At 32.9% G+C, this 19,034-nt stretch carries 18 protein-coding genes; 2 read left to right on the top strand and 16 right to left on the bottom strand.

All coding sequences use genetic code 11. From position 1 onward, the window contains the following. Position 1: 1 nt before the first annotated feature. The 6 genes from Q0829_RS18930 to Q0829_RS18905 all read right to left on the bottom strand — a co-directional run bounded on the left by Q0829_RS18930 (position 2) and on the right by Q0829_RS18905 (position 5,722). Positions 2-1,378 (bottom strand): radical SAM protein, encoded by a 1,377-nt coding sequence (locus tag Q0829_RS18930; protein ID WP_298546036.1) that lies wholly within the window; start codon positions 1,376-1,378, stop codon positions 2-4. Then, positions 1,375-2,166: a class I SAM-dependent methyltransferase gene (locus Q0829_RS18925; RefSeq protein ID WP_298546034.1), complete on the bottom strand. Its 792-nt coding sequence runs from the start codon at positions 2,164-2,166 to the stop codon at positions 1,375-1,377. The genes Q0829_RS18930 and Q0829_RS18925 overlap by 4 nt, the downstream gene beginning before the upstream one ends. Further along, the gene (locus Q0829_RS18920) at positions 2,159-3,622 is read right to left on the bottom strand and encodes a radical SAM protein (protein ID WP_298546033.1); all 1,464 of its coding nucleotides are present in this window, start codon (positions 3,620-3,622) and stop codon (positions 2,159-2,161) included. Before Q0829_RS18920 ends, Q0829_RS18925 begins: the two co-directional genes overlap by 8 nt. Then, the gene (locus tag Q0829_RS18915; protein WP_298546032.1) at positions 3,615-4,514 is read right to left on the bottom strand and encodes a nucleotidyltransferase domain-containing protein; all 900 of its coding nucleotides are present in this window, start codon (positions 4,512-4,514) and stop codon (positions 3,615-3,617) included. Before Q0829_RS18915 ends, Q0829_RS18920 begins: the two co-directional genes overlap by 8 nt. A 287-nt stretch (positions 4,515-4,801) precedes the next feature. Then, positions 4,802-5,341 (bottom strand): YceI family protein, encoded by a 540-nt coding sequence (locus Q0829_RS18910; protein WP_298546030.1) that lies wholly within the window; start codon positions 5,339-5,341, stop codon positions 4,802-4,804. Positions 5,342-5,353: 12 nt separating this feature from the next. Beyond that, positions 5,354-5,722: a hypothetical protein gene (locus Q0829_RS18905; RefSeq protein WP_298546029.1), complete on the bottom strand. Its 369-nt coding sequence runs from the start codon at positions 5,720-5,722 to the stop codon at positions 5,354-5,356. Between the two features lie 127 nt (positions 5,723-5,849). On the opposite strand from Q0829_RS18905, the gene Q0829_RS18900 reads away from it, so the two are divergent. Then, a complete protein-coding gene (locus Q0829_RS18900; RefSeq protein WP_298546028.1) occupies positions 5,850-6,233 on the top strand; it encodes a hypothetical protein in 384 nt (127 codons plus the stop codon). 33 nt (positions 6,234-6,266) lie between these two features. Next, positions 6,267-7,121 (top strand): DUF5777 family beta-barrel protein, encoded by an 855-nt coding sequence (locus tag Q0829_RS18895; protein ID WP_298546026.1) that lies wholly within the window; start codon positions 6,267-6,269, stop codon positions 7,119-7,121. Between the two features lie 47 nt (positions 7,122-7,168). Here the strand turns inward: Q0829_RS18895 and Q0829_RS18890 are convergent, their stop codons facing one another. From Q0829_RS18890 to Q0829_RS18845, 10 genes are all read right to left on the bottom strand, one after another. Further along, positions 7,169-7,990, bottom strand: a complete 822-nt coding sequence (locus Q0829_RS18890) for a heparin lyase I family protein (RefSeq protein ID WP_298546024.1) — start codon at positions 7,988-7,990, stop codon at positions 7,169-7,171. A 22-nt stretch (positions 7,991-8,012) separates the two neighbouring features. Further along, complete coding sequence (locus tag Q0829_RS18885; protein ID WP_298546023.1) at positions 8,013-9,140, bottom strand: T9SS type A sorting domain-containing protein; 1,128 nt, start codon at positions 9,138-9,140, stop codon at positions 8,013-8,015. A gap of 271 nt (positions 9,141-9,411) precedes the next feature. Continuing rightward, positions 9,412-10,776, bottom strand: coding sequence for a T9SS type A sorting domain-containing protein (locus Q0829_RS18880; RefSeq protein WP_298546021.1), 1,365 nt, complete (start codon positions 10,774-10,776; stop codon positions 9,412-9,414). 180 nt (positions 10,777-10,956) lie between these two features. Then, on the bottom strand, positions 10,957-11,637 hold the full coding sequence (locus Q0829_RS18875) for a bifunctional 4-hydroxy-2-oxoglutarate aldolase/2-dehydro-3-deoxy-phosphogluconate aldolase (protein ID WP_298546020.1): 681 nt from the start codon (positions 11,635-11,637) through the stop codon (positions 10,957-10,959). Position 11,638: 1 nt separating this feature from the next. Next, positions 11,639-12,643 (bottom strand): sugar kinase, encoded by a 1,005-nt coding sequence (locus Q0829_RS18870; protein ID WP_298546019.1) that lies wholly within the window; start codon positions 12,641-12,643, stop codon positions 11,639-11,641. Between the two features lie 18 nt (positions 12,644-12,661). Then, on the bottom strand, positions 12,662-13,423 hold the full coding sequence (locus Q0829_RS18865; RefSeq protein WP_298546018.1) for an SDR family NAD(P)-dependent oxidoreductase: 762 nt from the start codon (positions 13,421-13,423) through the stop codon (positions 12,662-12,664). 65 nt (positions 13,424-13,488) lie between these two features. Next, on the bottom strand, positions 13,489-14,793 hold the full coding sequence (locus tag Q0829_RS18860; protein WP_298546016.1) for an MFS transporter: 1,305 nt from the start codon (positions 14,791-14,793) through the stop codon (positions 13,489-13,491). A 4-nt stretch (positions 14,794-14,797) separates the two neighbouring features. After that, positions 14,798-15,166: a cupin domain-containing protein gene (locus Q0829_RS18855; RefSeq protein ID WP_298546015.1), complete on the bottom strand. Its 369-nt coding sequence runs from the start codon at positions 15,164-15,166 to the stop codon at positions 14,798-14,800. Positions 15,167-15,169: 3 nt separating this feature from the next. Beyond that, positions 15,170-17,431, bottom strand: coding sequence for a heparinase II/III family protein (locus Q0829_RS18850; protein WP_298546013.1), 2,262 nt, complete (start codon positions 17,429-17,431; stop codon positions 15,170-15,172). A gap of 45 nt (positions 17,432-17,476) precedes the next feature. Continuing rightward, positions 17,477-19,024 carry an IPT/TIG domain-containing protein gene (locus tag Q0829_RS18845; protein ID WP_298546012.1) on the bottom strand — a complete coding sequence of 516 codons (1,548 nt, stop codon included), beginning with the start codon at positions 19,022-19,024 and terminating at the stop codon, positions 17,477-17,479. Positions 19,025-19,034 lie beyond the last annotated feature (10 nt).

Raw genomic sequence — 19,034 nt, 5'->3', positions numbered from 1 at the left:
TCTATCTCAATTTATAATACTTCATTAGTAGTAAAGCGGCGATCGATTTTACTTTTAATTTTAATTTTTCTGTTATATTATTTCTGTTTTTAAAATAGTTTACTTCATTAACAATTCTTCTTACAGCAAAATCATAGAATTTACGATGGTAAGTCCGTTTAAAATCGATATCTCTATCTGTTGAGGTATTCCAATCAGGTTGTACGGTAATATCGTTTTCAATTTCATTATACAGAGAAGTACCTTTAATAGGATATGCGACAGTGATTGTAAAATGAGTAGGATTAGCCACTTTTAAATGATGTATAGTTTCGGCAATATCTTTTTCATCCTCACCGGGATATCCTACCATGATGAAAGTTCCTGTTTCGATACCTAATTGATTGGTTTTCTGAATAGCTTCCCTTACCGTTTCGACTTTAACTCGTCTATCCATTGCATCCACTATTTTTTGTGAACCACTTTCTGCACCAATCCATATCCGATAACATCCAGCTTCTTTTAACTGTTGTAAAACTTCGTCATTCAAACGTTCTGCTCGAGTAATACATTCGAAAGGGATAACAGCATCTTGCTGTATTACTTCTTTATGGAATTCGGCTAACCATTTATGACTTACTGTAAATACATCATCTACAAACCAAATTGTATCGGGATTATACACTCTTTTAAGCATTGCTAATTCTTGTGCTACAAGATTAGCCGGTCTTCTTCTATAACTCTGTCCATAAACAGCAGTACTACACCATTTACAGGTGTAAGGACAACCTCGTTGCGTACTAATAGTCATAGAGCTTTGCCCATGATTATTTTTCCAAGTATCTAAATATTTTTGCATATCGATAGCTTCTCTGTTTGGCAGTGGAAGCACCGATAAATCTTTCATTTTTATTCTTGCTGTAGTTTTTACTACTTTGTTATTATCCAAATAAGCAATTCCCGAAACAGCGCGTATATCAGTTTTGTTTTTAATCGCTTGATGAAGCTCATATAAAGTCTCTTCTCCTTCACCAATTACGATATATTGAGCACCAGATCTTAGGTAATTTTCGGTATTGTATGTTACATCAGGACCTCCTAGTACTATTTTTGGAAAACCATATGAAGCTTCTGTTTTAAGAACTTTGATAAGTTTAATGACCTCTACTTTAGTCATTAAATTGGCATATATAGCTACTACATCGGGTTTTTTAGATGCTATAAAATTTAGTTGTTCTTTTTTAGAGCTAAAGGTGGTATCGAAAACATAGTTTTCTAATCCTTGTTCCTTTAAATACCCGGAAATATAAAGTTGTCCCAAAGGTGGGTAAGGCTTCATAATCCTTTGTTCTTTAGGATCAGTACTTAGATAATATGCGTGGGTAAGTATTATGCTCATTTTTTGATGAGGGAGATTAAATAATGATCACTATATTTTGATAGAAATGAAAAACGATTAAACAGTGTATCGAGATTTTTTAAAACTCTTAAGAACCTTAATTTGTTTTTGAAAAAAGGTTCTAAATAGGAAGGTGGAATACAAAAACCAATAGGATTTACCTTATCTACAGAGAATACATTCTTAACTATTTTTTTAATGTTATTAGGATTATAATACCAGGTACTGACATCGGTCCCATCGACATTAGCCATTACTACGGTACTCGTATTTCTTCTGAAGGCTTTTTTTAAATCTCCTTTCATTACAAAATAACTATTTTCTATAATGCAGTGTTTGGGCATAATAACACCAATGATCCTACCGTTTGGTTTTAACTTTTTCTCTGCAGTAATAAAAAAAAGTTTTAATTGATTTGGGGAAAGACAATTTAATCCTCCAAAATCTGAAAATATTAGATCATAAGAACGTTCAGGCTCAAAAGCTTCTAGTTTATTAATGTCTAATTGCTGGAATTCTAGATCACTATTTTTATGTTGTAATTTTGATCGAGCAATCGAAATCATTTCTAAGGATATATCTGTTGCAATAACACGATGGCCTCGATTAGCTAACCATATTGCATCATGACCTGTACCACAATTAATTTCTAGAATATCTAACTCTTGATTAGATGGTAGTATTTCTGTTAAGTGATTATAAACCAAATTTCTTTGGAGTTTACCAATTTTGCTATGTGTAAAAGTACTATCATAGGTTATGGCTGCTATGTCAAAACTTTCATTCATTAAGATGTTCCATCCTTTTTAAAATTTGTGAATCCATAAATGCACTGGGAAAATAATATAGTAAATACGATATTCTTTTTAAGGCAATAGTAGAAAGTTTGGAAGGGTTCTTTAGAGTTGTCTTTAAGAATCGTATTCCTTGACTTTTTCTATATTCCTTATGTACGTATCTATGTAATTTTTTATAGTATTTAGAATTATAGGTGCTTTTAAACATCATTGCTAAATCATCAGAGTCTGTCCAATTTGCTTTGAACCGAAGATCATCTTTTACCTTATCATAGAATTTAGTGCCAGGAAGTGGATATGATACGGATATCCCTAAATCATCAGGAATTAATTCTTTAATCATTTTTATGGTTTTGGCAATATCGCTTTTCGTTTCTCCTAGATATCCAAATTGAATAAAAAATGCCACTCGTATATTTTTCTCTTTTAATAATCTGGTAGCGTTGTATATTTCTTCTACTTTGGTTCCTTTATCCATAGCATCAAGGATCGATTGAGAACCACTTTCTGCTCCAACCCAAACTTCTTGTAAACCGGATTCTGCAAGAGCATCAATAGTATCTTCTTTAAGTAATAAATCTACTCTACTCTGTATGTAATACTTTAGGGTAGTATTCGTGTTTTTTAGTTCTAAATTAAAATCTTGTACCCATCCTGGAGTCAAACCAAAAATATCGTCACACATCCAGAAACGTTCGACCTTATAGTTTTTCTGTAAATATTGTATATGTTTTACAATATATTCTGGAGAATGAGTATTATACCGATTACCATAAATGGGTTTAGCACACCAATTACATTTAAACGGACAGCCTCTGGTAGTAGCAAGATTTAAGGTGAATTCTTTACCACCATTGTTCCAAATTTTTTTATAAGAATTAATATTTATCAGATCCCAGGCAGGGATTGGTAATTCATCTAGATTTTTTAAAACTTCCCGTTTAGGATTGGTAACAGTGTTTTCATCTTTTTTATAGACAAGACTTTTGATTTTTTCTATAGGTTGATCATTTTTAAGGGCAGAAATGAGCTCTAATAAAGCTAGTTCTCCTTCTCCTTGAATGATATAATCAGCTCCATTGAATAAATACTTTGGATAATGATCCGTAGCATCAGAGCTGTTAACAATGATGGTGCAATCATGGCTTTTTCCTATTCTCATCATTTCAAAAGCGGCTTCACGCATGGTGGTAAGGCACATTTTTGTCAAGTAGTTGAAACCATCATCATATAATACCAAAAATTTTGGTTTCTTCTTTATGATCTCTTTTTCAATATCATATGGGTTATCTCTTAGATTGGTGTCAAAAAGATCAACTGTAAAACCCTTTTCTCGCATTAAAGAAGCAGCATAAATAGTTCCTAATGGAGGATAAGGTGTTTGATTCTTCCATTGTTTAAGATCTAAGGGGTAGTAATAAGAATGTGAAAACAAAATATCAAGCATGCTCTTTTTCTAATTCTATATTGTACTTTAATTGAAACTCATTATATCTTTTATTAAGCCTGTCAATGACCTTTTTTTGGAAATTTCTTGGATGGTGCTTAGATACATCATTAGTTGATTTCATTGCTATATCAAAATCATCTTTTTTTAAGGTTTGAAATTTTGTATTCCATTTTTTTAAAGTCATTTTAAAAAAAATATTCTCTAAAATATTACCTATTTTCGTATTTAATAGTAATTCTATTAATTTGGTAATCAACGGTCTTTTTTTTACCTGTTTAATAGAAGATTTACCTATTTCTAAGTTGGGTAAAAAGTCAGAGACCCATTGATTTTGATCATAAAAATTAGTAAAATCGCCAGAAACAGGAATTAATGTCAATAACTCTGTTGCTGTGAATATATTCTTTTCGGATATCTCTAAGGAGTTTTCTGAAATAAAGTAATTAATACAAAAGAATTTCCTGGAATTGAATAAGAATATTTTTTTATAAATCATTAGTAGCGTTCTTGCAACCCATAAGCGTTCGGATTTTGTAATTACAAAAAAATCAACATCACCATCTTTATCATGATAGTTTTTAGACAAAGCACCAGAAATGCCCACAGCTTTCACATAAGGAAACTTGGCAATTAAAGTTCCTTTTTTTATTGCTTTTTGCATAACAGATTTAGCCATTTTATTTCCTTCTATACGTCGAGAAACAGATTGTAAGTTTCCGTCAAGAAAATAGTAACTGTTATCAGAAGAAATGACCCCCTTTTTTTTGAGATATTCTAATTCGTTTTTGATTTCACTTTGATCCGTAGCTGCCGAAAACAAATAAATCTCTTCGGCTGAAAGGGGATATTTGAAAATAGAAAAATATAACAAGGTTTTAAGAGATTTCACAGAGAGTTGAGTTTTAATTAGAACATCATATTAAAAATAATGTTATGCTTCTTTAACTAATGATTATTGTGTTGGAATCTAAATATATTGATTTTAAGGATAATTACATGAATGTTGATTAGATATATAGTTAATACTTAGATAAATTTTGAATGAATTAACATTCGAGGTTTATTACTGCTAATAAACAAGGTTGTGCTATATATATTCAATTAAAACTTACTAAGAAGGAAAAATTGAATTTAAAAAAGGAATATTTCTGGTTGAAAAAATAGAATTAGAAAAAATTATTTCTTTTTTAAAACAAAATTTAATGATACAGAAATATCTTCTGCTATCTTTTTACTAACGATACTAGGAATCTTAATATCAAATTCTTCTGGTTTGGTTATAAAGGATGAAGTAATTGAAATTGTATCATCACTATCTTTATTCAGAATACCTTTTGCCTCAATTTCTTTTGACTTTCCGTGTAATGATAAGGTTCCTTTAATAGTATATTCGTTCTGTATATTGGTATTGTCGAAATTTACAAGCTTGCCTTTAAAAGTTGCTTTAGGATAGTCATCTGATTCAATATAGTTTTCATTAAAATGCTCTTCCATTAAGGCATTTTTAAAACGAAATCCTTTCATTAGAGCTAAAGCTGCGAACTCTCCATTATCGGTATTTAGAATAGCAGTTACCGTTGTGTTTTTCGCTTTTACCTCTTCAAAAGCCGGTACAGAAGCTTCAAAATTAATAGTACCTTTTTTGGTAATAAACTTTCCTTGAGCAAGAATAGATCCTGAAACAAATAGTAATAAAAAGAATAAGAAATTTTTCATAGGTATGTAGTTTTATTGTTCTAATAATCCATCGGTATTCCATTGTAAAATAATATCTATGGTAGCTTGTGGTAGTCTAGGCCCTCCAGAAGGCATTAAAAAATTTATATCTTCTGAAGAAACTCTATCAAGCAATCCTCTATTGTCTACTGCTTCTTTTACTTGATCAAAGGTTAGAAGTGGCATGGGAGCAAAGTTAATTGGAGGATTATTGTGACAAGAAGTACAATTATTATCAATAATAGCTTTTACATTGTTTTCATAGGTAACAAGTGTAACAGGCGGTGTCACATCTATTAAATCATTTTCACTATCATTTTCACAACTTATACTTATTGTAACTAAGCAGAGAATCAAAAGTTTAAAAAAATATACTTTCATAAATTCCTTTTTGAATTTTAATTTTGAATGGTAGAAATTAGATCAAATTTAATTGATATGCAAAAATAAGTTTCATTAGGACGATAATTTTCATACTTTTAAAACAAGTTTAAACGGAAAAGGCACAATGAAAAAACTACTCATAGTAATTTTAATTTTAGGAATTGCGGCTTTTGTTGGATATAAATATGTATACCAATCTCATAGAGATATTCAAGGAGAGAAGGCAGAATTTACAGTGGATGCAACCGAATTGGCAAAAGAGTTTTCTGAAAATTCTGATGTAACTTCTAAAAAGTATTTGAATAAGACAATTATTGTACAAGGAGAGCTAACAGAAATAGAAACGAATTCTTTAATGCTTAATGATGCTGCATACTGTACTTTTGATACTAATCATAATATTTCTGATTCAAGTTTAAATTCAAAATATACCATAAAAGGGCGATGTATCGGTTATGATGAGCTTCTGGAAGTGGTTAAATTAGATCAAGCGTCCATTATTAAATAATTTGTCTTTATTAGTATTTTTAAAAACACTTTCATGAGAAAATTTCTATTAGTTTTATTTCTAATCCCTTACATAACAATAGCTCAAGATGATCTATTAGACGAGTTAGAGTCTGATGTTCAGGAAGACAATTATGTTACATCTACTTTTAAAGGACTTAAGGTTGTAAATTTTGAATCCACAAAATTAGTTAATAAGAGAAGTTTATTTTTTGTAGTTGCCCATCGTTTTGGTAGTGTAGAAAATGGTATTGATGATTTTTTTGGATTAGATCAGGCAGTTACGCAGCTTAAGTTTATCTATGGTATAACTGATGGTTTAAATGTGGGTATTGCTCGTAGTTCGTTCCAAAAAACATATGGGGGACATGTTAAATATAGGATTGCTAGACAGAAAAAAGGCGGATTTCCTTTAACCATTGTAGGATACAACTTGTTAACTATTAATACAGGGTTAGAGAAAGATCAATTACCAAAATTAGAGTTTAGTAATAGATTATCATATGTTACTCAAGTTTTGATAGCTAGAAAAGTTAGTAAAAGACTTTCGCTAGAATTGGCACCTTCTTATTTACATGAAAATTTTGTTAGGTTTGATGACCAGGATAATTCTCAGTTTATTATGGGAGTAGGAGGGCGTTATAAATTAACGAAACGTTTTAGTCTTAATCTAGATTATGGATATCATTTTAATAGAAGTAGTAGTTCTGCTTTTAAGAACCCATTATCTATCGGTTTTGATATAGAAACAGGAGGGCATGTATTTCAGGTTCATTTTACAAATGCGCAACCCATGTTTGAAAATGGTTTTTTAGGTCAAGGATCTGGAGATTGGGGAGATGGTGATTTTTTCTTTGGATTTAATCTAAGTAGAGTTTTTGATCTTTAGAATATAGAAAATTTATTTTTACAAATAATTAATTCCGCTAAAGTCAATTATTTACTTTCTCTGATAGAAAAATCTGCAAATAGTACTTCTTCATCTCTAAGACTTTGTGTATTTTTTAAACTTCTATAGATACCCCATTTTGGCCTAACGAATTCTGCACCTGCATTCCATATTTGTAGGGTGTTATTGTGGTATTCCAAAATAATATTTTCTGTTTTTACATTAGTGATGGATATATTGTAAGAAGTTTTACCCGCGTTTCCATAAGTAACTTTTTCTGTAACCATTACCCAATGCCCTCTTAATAAATCCAAATCTACTTTTTTAAGTGTATTTTGATTTTTTCCGCTAGAATGTCTAAGCTCTAATTTATCGACACTCCCTTTTCTAGCTGTAAGGGTGATAATAGGTTTTGCTTTTTCGGTTTCTCCTACAGATTTCAATTGATGGAGGTGTGTAAAGTTCTTAGATGGTTTAAAGTTTTTATCTAGTTTGAATTTCCATTTGTATTCTACAGTTTCTCCGATCGTAGCTTTTAGGTTATCTGGGGATGATTTGTAACTTTTTATTTCGTTACGCTGTCTATCAAAAGTTTTGCAACGGTCATTGTCTTCTTTAACGTGGATGACAAATTTAAATACATTCTTAGCCAGTTCATTATCAAAAACTTCACTGATGTGTTTACCATAATTAAGATGGTTATCACAGTCTTCTCTCATCATTCCTGGAGCTTCTATTGGATTATATCCTGGCGCTAACTTAGAAGTAATAAGCTCATAGGTGTTTCCCGGACCATCCGCAGTAAGAGTAACCTGAGCATATATAGAAAAATGTGCTAAAAAAGTAAATAGTATTACCACTGATCTCATAATATTTTGGTTGAAGCTTTTACTAATTCGTTTTGATAACTTTTTTTATCGTAAAAGTGTTGGTTAGTTTATCTACTAATTTTATAAAATATAGACCATTAGAAAGGTTGCTGATGTCTAATTTATTATCTATTCTTAATCCATTTAATTTATTAACCAATTTTCCAGATCCATTGATAATTATTACTTCATAATCATTTATGTTCTCTAGTAAATTAAGGTTAATAAATGCTTTTGTAGGATTTGGGAATACAGTAAACAGTTCTTTTTCTGATATCGATGGCACCGATAAGGTAGAGTTTTCAGTTACAGAAAAGTTAGCATATAATACTTCTTCGTCTCTTAAATCAGAAGAAGAGTTTAAACTTCTGTATATTCCCCATTTTGGTCTAATAAAATCGGCATTTGTTTTCCACATTCTTAGTTCAGATGAGGAATAATTCAATATTTCAGCTCCTGTATTTACGTTAGTAATAATAATATTATAGATCGCATTATTAGTTTCGCCGTAGGTAACTGTTTCTAAAACTTCTACCCAATTTCCTCTTAATAAAGAAAGATTTACTGAGGTAAGAGTAGATTGTGAGGTAGTAGGAGCGTATCTTAATTCTAATCTATCTGGACTTCCTTTTCTGGCAGTTAAAGTAATTAATGGCTGACTTTCTTCTGCGGAATCTGCTCCTACAGATTTTAACTGATGAAAATGAGTAAAACTTCCTGAAGGTTGAAAATTAGCATCTATCTTAAACTTCCATTTATATTGAACAGTTTCTCCTATTACACCTTTAAGATTATCTGGAGATGGAGCATACGTCTTTATTTCATTGCGTTGTCGATCTGTGGTAGAACATTTATCTCGGTCAATATCTTCATTGACATGCATGATAAATCTAAAAACATTGATTCCTAAATCGGTATTAAATATCTCATCAATATGACGATTTCCGTCAGTACCAGAATATGTAGAATGATTATCACAAGTACTGCCTGTAACTCCTGGGGCTTCTATAACATTTCCACTAGTTGGAGCAAAAACGCTATTAATGAGTTCATAGGTGTTGCCTGGTCCGTCTGCATTTAAAGTTACTTCTTGTGCTACGGATTTAGTATAGAACAAAATGGAGAATAGGATAGGAGCGATTAATTTCATGGTAAAGGTAATTTAACGTATGTAAAAACTAATAGGTAATGGATAAAGTAGCATATGAGTCTTCTTTTTTGCTAGATTTCTAATGTTTCAATGTTAAATAAGTTTATAATACTTTTCAGAACATCCTTATTATGTTTAAATTCATTAAAAAAATATTGAATAGAGGAGCGGATTGATTTTTTATTTTTAAAATTAAGAAATAAAAAATCTCATTCACTTATGAATGAGATTTTTATAAATATCTTTTACCTTATGTGCATACATGTAAATGCTATTGTTTAACAACAAGATTAGAAGCTTTAGAACCGTTGGATTCAATCTCTAAAATATAAACTCCCGATGATAAGTCAGAAACACTAATTTCGTTATTATTACTTTTAGAAACGATAGCACCAGTTAAGTTATATATCACGGCAGTATCGATCTCTAAACCGCTAACGGTTAATTTATCAATCATTGGTACAGGGTAAGCAGAAAGCTTTGTACCATTAATGGTAAACTCATTGGTTGAAAGGGTAGTAAGAGTTTGTCCACCAGTAAAACCTGTATAACCGTTATTAATATTTCCATAGGTGGTTAAGGGGATGTTTCCTTCTAAAGTGGAAGGAGATTGTCGTGTATCAGTTCCACTTATTGCCCAATCTGGGAAAGAATTAGAATTTGTTCTAGCTGCAATCCAGTCCGTTTCAGCTATGTATGTTGGATCATCTGAAGATCTTGCAACGTAATTAGCATCATCGTCCAAGGGAATTAAAGTGGTAGATACGGTAGGATCAAGATTTAATGGAGAACTTGGAGTATCGTCATAAAAAACTATTTGACCATATGCAAACTCACCAACTTCATTAGCTGACGCATCGTTATCATCATTATCTAAAATACTCACTGAGTCCAGAATAGTCCAATCAGTATGTTGTCCTGTAGGATCTAAAACTCCATTCTCATCCATATCTACTCTATCCATTGAATCTTTTGAAGGAGGAGTACTACTTTGAATAAGCATAAAATTATTACTTTGATCACTAAAATTACCATCATAACCAATATCGTTAGATGTTACCGTAATTGTATTGAATCTTCGTAATGTTTCATTCACGGGAACACCAATTGTTTCTTCATCAGTCCATTCAGGAGTGGCAGTGACTCCAACAGTAATCACGTTAGCGTCTGATGCAGCCAAAGCGGCAGCATAAGGATTTTCAATTGTAGTGGTTACGGTAATCACATTTCCATCTTGATCGGTTGAGCCAGCGGTAAAAGTTACGTTTGCAACTATTGATAAAATTCCATTAGATCCAAAACTTAAACCACTCAGATCAATGACCTCTCTCACTAAACCAATATTATTGCCTACATCACTATCGTCACCGTCTCCATCTATCGTAATAAAATAGGTTCCATTAGGTATTACACCATCTGCAGGCCCTCTAAACTCAAAGTATTCTAATGTTTCATCTGTATCATATAAAAAATCTTGAATGCTAGAATTGTCCGTAATATTAATCAATCCAGAGTCACTGTTGGAAGGACTTGCAATGATTTCATTGATAAGATAAGTTCCGGAATTATCATAAGTTTGAGCCGATATAAAGCTAAAGCTACCCAAAGCAGTTATTAATAGTAATAAGTTTTTCATAATTGTTTACATTTTAATATAAGGTGAAATTTGTTTTTTTCTGGTCAACCAAATTGGTTAACCAAATATATAAAATTATTTTGTTTAACACAATTTTTATTGAAAATCGTGTTTTTGGCTTAATTGTTTAATGATTTTATAAAACAAGAAAAGGGAAAAAGATAAGAATTAAGATTTTTTTTAGATATTTTCTTTCCTAATATATTCGACCGTCTTAAGCGATTCTTTAGTCAATTCTGTCATTTTATTATAGTCGAAATCTCCGTGTTCATCCTTAACTATTAATTTTGATCCCATACCGACACAATGCACACCTGCATTAAACCAATCAATAAGATTATTTTTTTCTGGTGTAACACCTCCACTGGGCATAATACTAGTCCAAGGACAAGGTGCTTTTATACCTTTTACAAAATCAGCTCCACCTACTTGTGCTGCAGGAAATATTTTTACTATTTCTGCACCTAATTCTTCGGCGTAATTGATTTCTGTGAGTGTCGCACAGCCAGGTAGCCACGCAATTTTTCTACGATTACATACTTTTGCTATTTCTGGATTTAGAATAGGAGAGACTATAAAATTCGCTCCTTTTTGGATGAATAGTGAAGCTGTACCAGCATCAACTATAGATCCTATTCCCAGAATCATTCCAGGAAGTTCTTCATTGACCCATTTAGATAATTTGGTAAAAATATCCTGAGCATGGTCACCTCTATTGGTAAACTCAAAGACTCTGGCGCCACCATCATAACAAGCTTGAATAACTTTTTTTGCAATTTCTATATCTTGATGATAAAATAAGGGAACAATTCCCGTGTCTCCCATCACCTGTGCAACTTCTATTCTTGTATATTTTGCCATATTATCTTTTTATTCGTCCCGAAATGTTACCTTCAATGATACTTAATACTTCTGCTTCTGTTACTAGATTAGCGTCTCCTTCTATAGTATGCTTTAAAGCGCAAGATGCATTTGCAAATTGTAATGCTTTTATATCGTCATAATGCAATAGTCCTTGAATTAATCCTGCGGCATAAGCATCACCAGTTCCTATTCTGTCAATTACGTGTGTTATTTCTAGTTCATCGGTTTCATAAAATTCTGCGCCATTCCACATTCTTGCTTTTATCTTATGCCAGCTAGCATTAAGAGAAATTCTTGTTTTATCAAAAACTCCTTTGATACTAGAATATTTCTCCATTAAAAGCTTACTTGCTTTTATAAAGTTATCGTTATCGAAAGAGAAATTAGTCGCAAGTAGTTCATTGATTTCGTTAGGTCCTCCTATAAAAATATTAGATAACGCTACCAATTCATTAAGAATATCTTTTGCTTCTTTACCATAATTCCATAAGCCACTTCTGTACGCTGGATCTGCAGATATTGTAATTCCTTTTTTATTAGCAATTTCTAATCCTTGTTTTAGCGCTTTAAATGCATTTAAGGATAGAGCAGGGGTAATACCCGTCCAGTGGAACCAATCACAATCTTCTAAAGCTTTTTCCCAATTAATCTCATTAGGATCTATGTTACAAAAAGCTGAGTTAGCTCTGTTATAAGCTATAGTGCTTGATCGCATGACTGCACCAACCTCCAGGAAATATAATCCCAGAGGATGACGCGAGTCAATAATCAAACCAGTATCTACTCCCAGTTTCTGCAAGTAGCTCTTTGCTGCATCACCAACAAAATCGTTGGATACTGCTGTAATATGTTGTGTACTGTTTCCGAATTGAGCGAGCGATATTGCTACGTTCGCTTCGGTTCCACCAAAGTAGTATTCTAATTGGTTAGATTGTTTTAATTTTTTGTTCCCTAAAGGAGCTATACGCATTAAAACTTCTCCAAAGGTTACTACTTTTTTCATTTTATATTTTCTTTATATTTAAATACCTAAGGCTTGTCCTCCACCAATCTGGATAGTTTCGGCAGTGATAAAAGCAGCGTCTTTACTAGCTAAGAAAGATATAACACCAGCAACATCTTCAGGCTGACCTAATCGTCCTAACATAATATTATTTGCCCAAGAGGCAAAAACTTCTGGTTTCGTTGCCTTAATCTGAGCGTGGAATGGAGTGTCAATAGTACCAGGAGATACTGCATTTGCTCTAATACCATATTCTGCAAGATCCTTTGCTAATGCTCTTGTTATAGCATGTACACCAGCTTTAGATGTTCCATAGATTCCTGCTCCAGGTCCTCCAGCGGTCCATCCTGCATTAGATGTATAGTTAATTATAGAGGGGTGTTCCCCTTTTTTAAGAAATGGGATAGCAGCTCTAGAAGCAAAAAAGGTTGAGTCAAGGTTTAACGCCATTACAGATCTGTAAAACTCTGTTGTCATTCCTTCAAACCTGGATCTTCCTCCTAATCCACCAGCATTATTTACTAGTACATCAATTTTACCATACTTTTCTCCAATTGCCTCTATATTAGAAGTTACAGCTTCTTCATTTGTAACGTCGAATCCGTAGTATTCTGCTTTAATTCCTTGGGCTGTAAGTTCTTTGACTCTTTCGGCTCCTTTATTATCCTCAATACCATTTAAAATTACAGTATATCCATCTTTACCTAATCTATTTGCAACAGCGAAACCAATACCACCCGTGGCACCAGTTACAACGGCAATTTTTTCTTTTGAACTCATATTTTTCTTTTATTAATTTAAAAATTATTCTAGTTGATTAAATATTTATTTTTCTAAGGGTTTTATTATTTCCTAGCTTTTAATGGCTGAATATTACCGCATAAAATCCAAACGCTTGCCAATACTATTAAAGTCAAAACAGCTCCTACTATAAATGCAGGAGTGTAATTTCCTCCAGCTGTTAGTGTAGAAACCAATGCGGTAAGACCTACACCGGCAAACTTTGCCGACATTCCGGATAAACCAGCTAATGTTCCAACTGTTTTTTTACCAAATAAATCACTTGGTAATGTTTGTATATTACCAATAGCTGTTTGGAATCCAAAAAGAATAATTGCCATAATTAGTACAGCATTAACAGGGCTTCCTGGATCAGTTAGTAAATAGAAACATGGTAACATAATTAAACAGCCTAAGGTGATAACAAATTTTCTGGTTTTATTAATATTCCAACCTGATTTAATACGATTTTGAGCTAGAAGCCCCCCAAACCATGCACCAATCATCGCTCCAACATAGGGTACCCAACCATAGATTCCGACTGCTTTAACATCCATCCCGTACACTTCTGATAGATAGATAGGAATCCAGAATACAAATAACCACCAAATCGGATCGATTGCTGCTGAGGAAAGAATTACTCCCCAACTCTCTTTGTGAGATAGCATTTTACCAGTTTCCGGATTATATTCATCAAGTTGATTGTCATCTTCATCTTGACCTACATTATTTGATTTGTCAAGGATATAGTTTCTTTCTTTTTCTGTAAGCCAAGGGTGTTTCCCTGGAGGAGCTTTCACAATTAACATCCAAGGGATTAACCATAGTAAGCCCATAAGTCCAATAATTATGAATATCATTTGCCAGCTAAAATGAATGGTCATAAAAGCAATTGCAGGAATCGATATGATACCTCCAATGGCAGCTCCTGAGTTGAAAATTCCTTGAGCAAAAGCACGTTCTTTGGAAGGGAACCACTCCGCATTTCCTTTTGCGGCACCTGGCCAATTTCCTGCTTCGGCGACACCTAATATAGATCTGAAGATTGAAAAACTAAGAAAACCTTTTGCTAATGCGTGTAATGCAGTTGCCAAAGACCAAAAACCTATTGAAATAGCAAAACCTAATCGTGTTCCTATTTTGTCAAAAATCTTTCCGAAAATTGCTTGACCAAAAGCATAAGAGAATAAGAAAATTGATGAGATCCAACCGTAGATATCTTTTCGTTCATCTGTGGACTTATCTGGATATAGCTCTTCAGCAATATCAGGCCACAATACACTAAGTGATTGTCTGTCGATATAATTAATTACGGTAGCTAAAGCAATTAGCCCGATAACCCACCAGCGTAAGCCTTTAATTTTTTTCATCTAATTACTTCTTTTGAAATGAAAGATCTAAAAAATCTTCTCTAATGGGACTAAATACATCGATTAGGATTCCTGCTTCTAGGCAGACTGCTCCGTGAGGAACATTTGGTGGAATAAAGAATCCATCGCCGGCATTTAATATTTTTTTCTCATCTCCAATAGTAACTTCGAAACTTCCAGATTCTACATAGGTTGTTTGAGAATGAAAGTGGTCGTGGATATATCCTATAGCTCCTTTTTCGAAGTCGACTTTTACCATCATTATATTTACGTCATAACCGATCATCTGACGCTTAATGCCTTCAGCGGCTTGTTCCCAGGGCTTATCTTTTGTTACAAAGAATACGTCGCTTTTTATTTTTGAATAGCTCATTGTTTAGTTGGTTTTTAAATTATAATTTCCTGTCCATTGATATTCTTGATCATCAACAGTTATTTGATGTTTTTTATGTGGATCGTGTTCTTGATTAACAATTGCTAAAGTGTACTGTTCATCATTTTTGAATGTAATTTTAACAATCGTATAATTATCGTCAGAATGAACTAATTGAATAGTATTAACATCAGAATGTGGGTTTTGGACTGATTCCAGTTTTGGGTCAAAATTTCCGTGAGGTTCTATAACATTAATGAATACGTGATCTTTTTTATCACTTTCTCTTAGCATATAAGAAGAATCATTTCTTAAGTTAAAGTTAGGGTCATTAGCTCCTAACTTAGAAAAAACCATCTTACTTTTTGGGTTTATAAGACTAGAGATAGAGTAGAAGCGATTTTGGTTTAACCAGGTTAAAGTTGCAAAGTTTCTATCACTCTTGCCTTCAGCTAATTTCCATAAATGTTGGTATCCATTTTTAGCACCTAATTCGGACAATGTATTTTCTTTTACATATTCAAAATTAGTTTCCATTATATGTCCTTGGTACATAAAGTTAAGATCATATTGATGTGCTTCTTTAGATTTAATAGTATAGACATCAATGATGAAAGGAGGCCTTTCTGTACTTTGGTTTTTAATTAAAGTTAATGTCCGTTGCATTTTAACTCCTTGGTATGCATTATCTTCTTTTGCACTAACAATTTGAAGATTTGGATCTTTTAGATTAGAAAAAAGCAATTGAGGGCTCACTTTGCTTGATGCTTTTACATTAGCGCCAAATTGAGAGCCTTGATCAATAGTTACAGTATTATGAGCTATTGTTTGTTTTGCCCAGGTATTGTTTTCTGGTAAATAGCGTCCACCTTTTTTAGATTCTACATTCAGAAATCTTGCGGCACCATAATCTTGTAGTATTTCTTGTTTACCATCATATAAGAATAAAGAAAGTCTATCGAAATGCCCATGTCCCATTCCTTGAGAAGCAAATTTAAATACAGAAGTGATTTTTTCATCTTTTCTTCCATTAGGCATTCTTAATAATCCTAATCCGCCATCTTCTCCATCTTTTCCATCAGTAATTAGTAATGGTTTTTTTTTATAAACTGTTGGATTAAAGTTTTTTAATGCTTTGGCAACTTCTAACCCTGCACCTGAGATACTGACTTTTTCGTGTGCTAAGGTAATAGGCAGTAGCGAGCTATCTTTGTAATAGGCGTAGGCAATATTGCTGGCAAATATCAATTCACTAGTTAAATAGTTTTTTTCTTTTAATGCATCATTAAAAGGAAAAAATGCTCCATTTTCATCAGTTAGTTGCAATACTGTGGTTACCGCTTTACCTAATAATTGATTTCTGTATTCAAAGATTTTTAGATCAGGTTGATTGATTTGGATCGCTTGTGCAAAAAGCATGAATGGCATCATTGCATATCGCTGATAATAAGGGCCTTCAGAATAATATCCTTCTGGAGAAAAAAGCATATCTATCTGTTTAAGAAAGCCAGTTTCTTTATCCTTATTACTTCCGTACAAAGCACGGTCGACCATATCCTGATCTTTGAGAACATATCCTGTCATACCAACGCCCGCTACTGCCCAGGTTCCATGATTATGTATTTTATTAAAAGTTTTTTTAGAATCCACACTAATAAACTCGGCTACTTTCTTAAAAACATTATTTTCAATTATTGCTTTGTTTTCTTCAGAGATAACATCGTTTACCAGATTATATGCTTGTATCGAATTTACTAACCAAACACTTTCATTGAGTCCTTGCCAGAAAAGTTTTCCAGCTGGATGATTCTCTTTGCTTTTAGGATGTAAGGGTAAATTAGGATACATTTTTGCATATCCTAATAACATATCAGTTACAAATTTGGAATATTTAGTGTCACCTGTAATTTGGAACGCAATTCCTGCGGAATACATTTCTCCATAGTTGCGTTTGTGTTTTTCGTGTGTATATCCACCACCAGGATCTTTGGGCATAGGTATTTCTACACCGTTAATAATTGCCTTATCTGCTTTTTTCTGATGTTGCTCAAATGAAATTTTTAAAACTTTATTTTTAGCTAATAGCTCTTTGATCTCTTCTGCTTCAGAAATAGATAAGGAAAGTACAGGGTTTTGTTTTTTGAGCTCTGTTTTGCTTTCGGTCTTACCTTCTTGATTACAGCTAAAACTTAGAACACCTAGGATTAGGGTTAGGCAAAGAATGCCTAACCTTAACCGTTTAATATGTAAAGGTGATTGGATCATTTTTCCGTTTTTTTGAAACTATTCTTCTTTTCTAGATATTGTTTTTTAACCTTGATCTTTCCAGTTAGTTTGATCTGTAATTGAAGCTGCCGAGTAATCTACAGCACCAAACTCAGTAAGTACTCTATCGGTTACAATTATCCAGTCGTAATCAGCAGATCTAGGAATGTTATCAGATGAACTACCGGCAGTAAGACGAAAGTGGAATCTTGAAAAATCAGCTGCACTATCCATAAAACCATTAAGTCTTACAGCAACTAACACCCATTCTCCTCCTGTGTCTAAAAGGGGACCATTAGATTCTCTACGTTGATCACTAGAAGTTCCTAAGTAGATTTTAGTTCTACAATTTGCTCCATTTATTCTTAACCAAAAATGTAACACAGGGTTTCCTCCAAATCTACCAGCGGGATCTAATAAAGCTGCAGATTCTTCTCCCATTTCTTCAGTACCAAAATCATCACTAAAATCATAACAATATATAGATGCTAACGTGCTAGTTGTGGCTCTAGGGTAATCTAAATGTAAATATCTATTTCCAAAAGGCTCGGTCATTCCGGTAAACCTTGGTTGCTCTGATTCTTCTTCTCCTAATGATAATACAACTTCTGTAGGATCATTTTTGTTATCTCTTACGGTTTCTAGCGCTTTGGTGTCAAAGTCATAATATTCATAATATGGCCCATTAATGTAAGGTATATTAAATACATTTTGACGATTTTCGGTATCTGTTATAATAACTTCTGTGATACCTGTTGTTACTCCAGAAGGAACCATAAAAGTTAAGTTGGTTGGAGTAGTAGTAATTGCTGCTTCAATACCATCAACTGTAACCGAGGATGTAAAATTAATATTATCTCCAGTGATTGTTACCATATTATCTCTTGTCATTATCCTAGGTACATTACTTGGCTCTGGTGTTGGTATGTTTACTAAAAAAGAAGAACTCAATTCTTGTTCAATTTCTCCACTATTACTATTGTAAGTTAAATTTACAGCAACGGGTGCTAAAGTTCCTGGATTTGGTACTGTAACCACAATCACTCCATTTTCCTGAAAAGATATTACACCGGCCACTCCTCCAAATGTAACGCTTGATACTACACCGAGATTAGCACCTTCTATAATTAACAAGTCGTTTGCTGTAGCTTCACTTGGGATTGCACTTGTAACGGAAGGGACAGGGTAGGATACAGTTAAACTCTCTGTTGAGGTTGCTGTAAACTCTAAGTTTTCTGCACCTTGTCTACTTAAATCATTAATTAGCACAATGTCTCCTGAGACTGCCGCAGGAACAACTGTAAGTAAAATTTGAGTATCACTAATCTTACTTTTGATTTCTGTAGGTACTCCACCAATAGTTGCTCTATCTACAAATTGTAGAAATTCTCCTTCCACCAGTACTTCATCAAGTATTTCTACACTAGATGGAGAAAAACTATTGATTATAGGAGTAGCAGATTCTATTTCTTCAACAGTTTGATCTACTTCGATATCCGCATCACAAGATGAGGATATTACAAATATCAACATTAAACAGAAAACCAGTAGCCCTGCTAAGATTCTCTTGAAATATGCTTCGTAATTTTTCATAATTCTATGG

Source organism: uncultured Aquimarina sp. (genome assembly GCF_947492405.1).
GTDB lineage: Bacteria > Bacteroidota > Bacteroidia > Flavobacteriales > Flavobacteriaceae > Aquimarina.
This window is presented reverse-complemented; position numbering and strand designations above follow the sequence as displayed.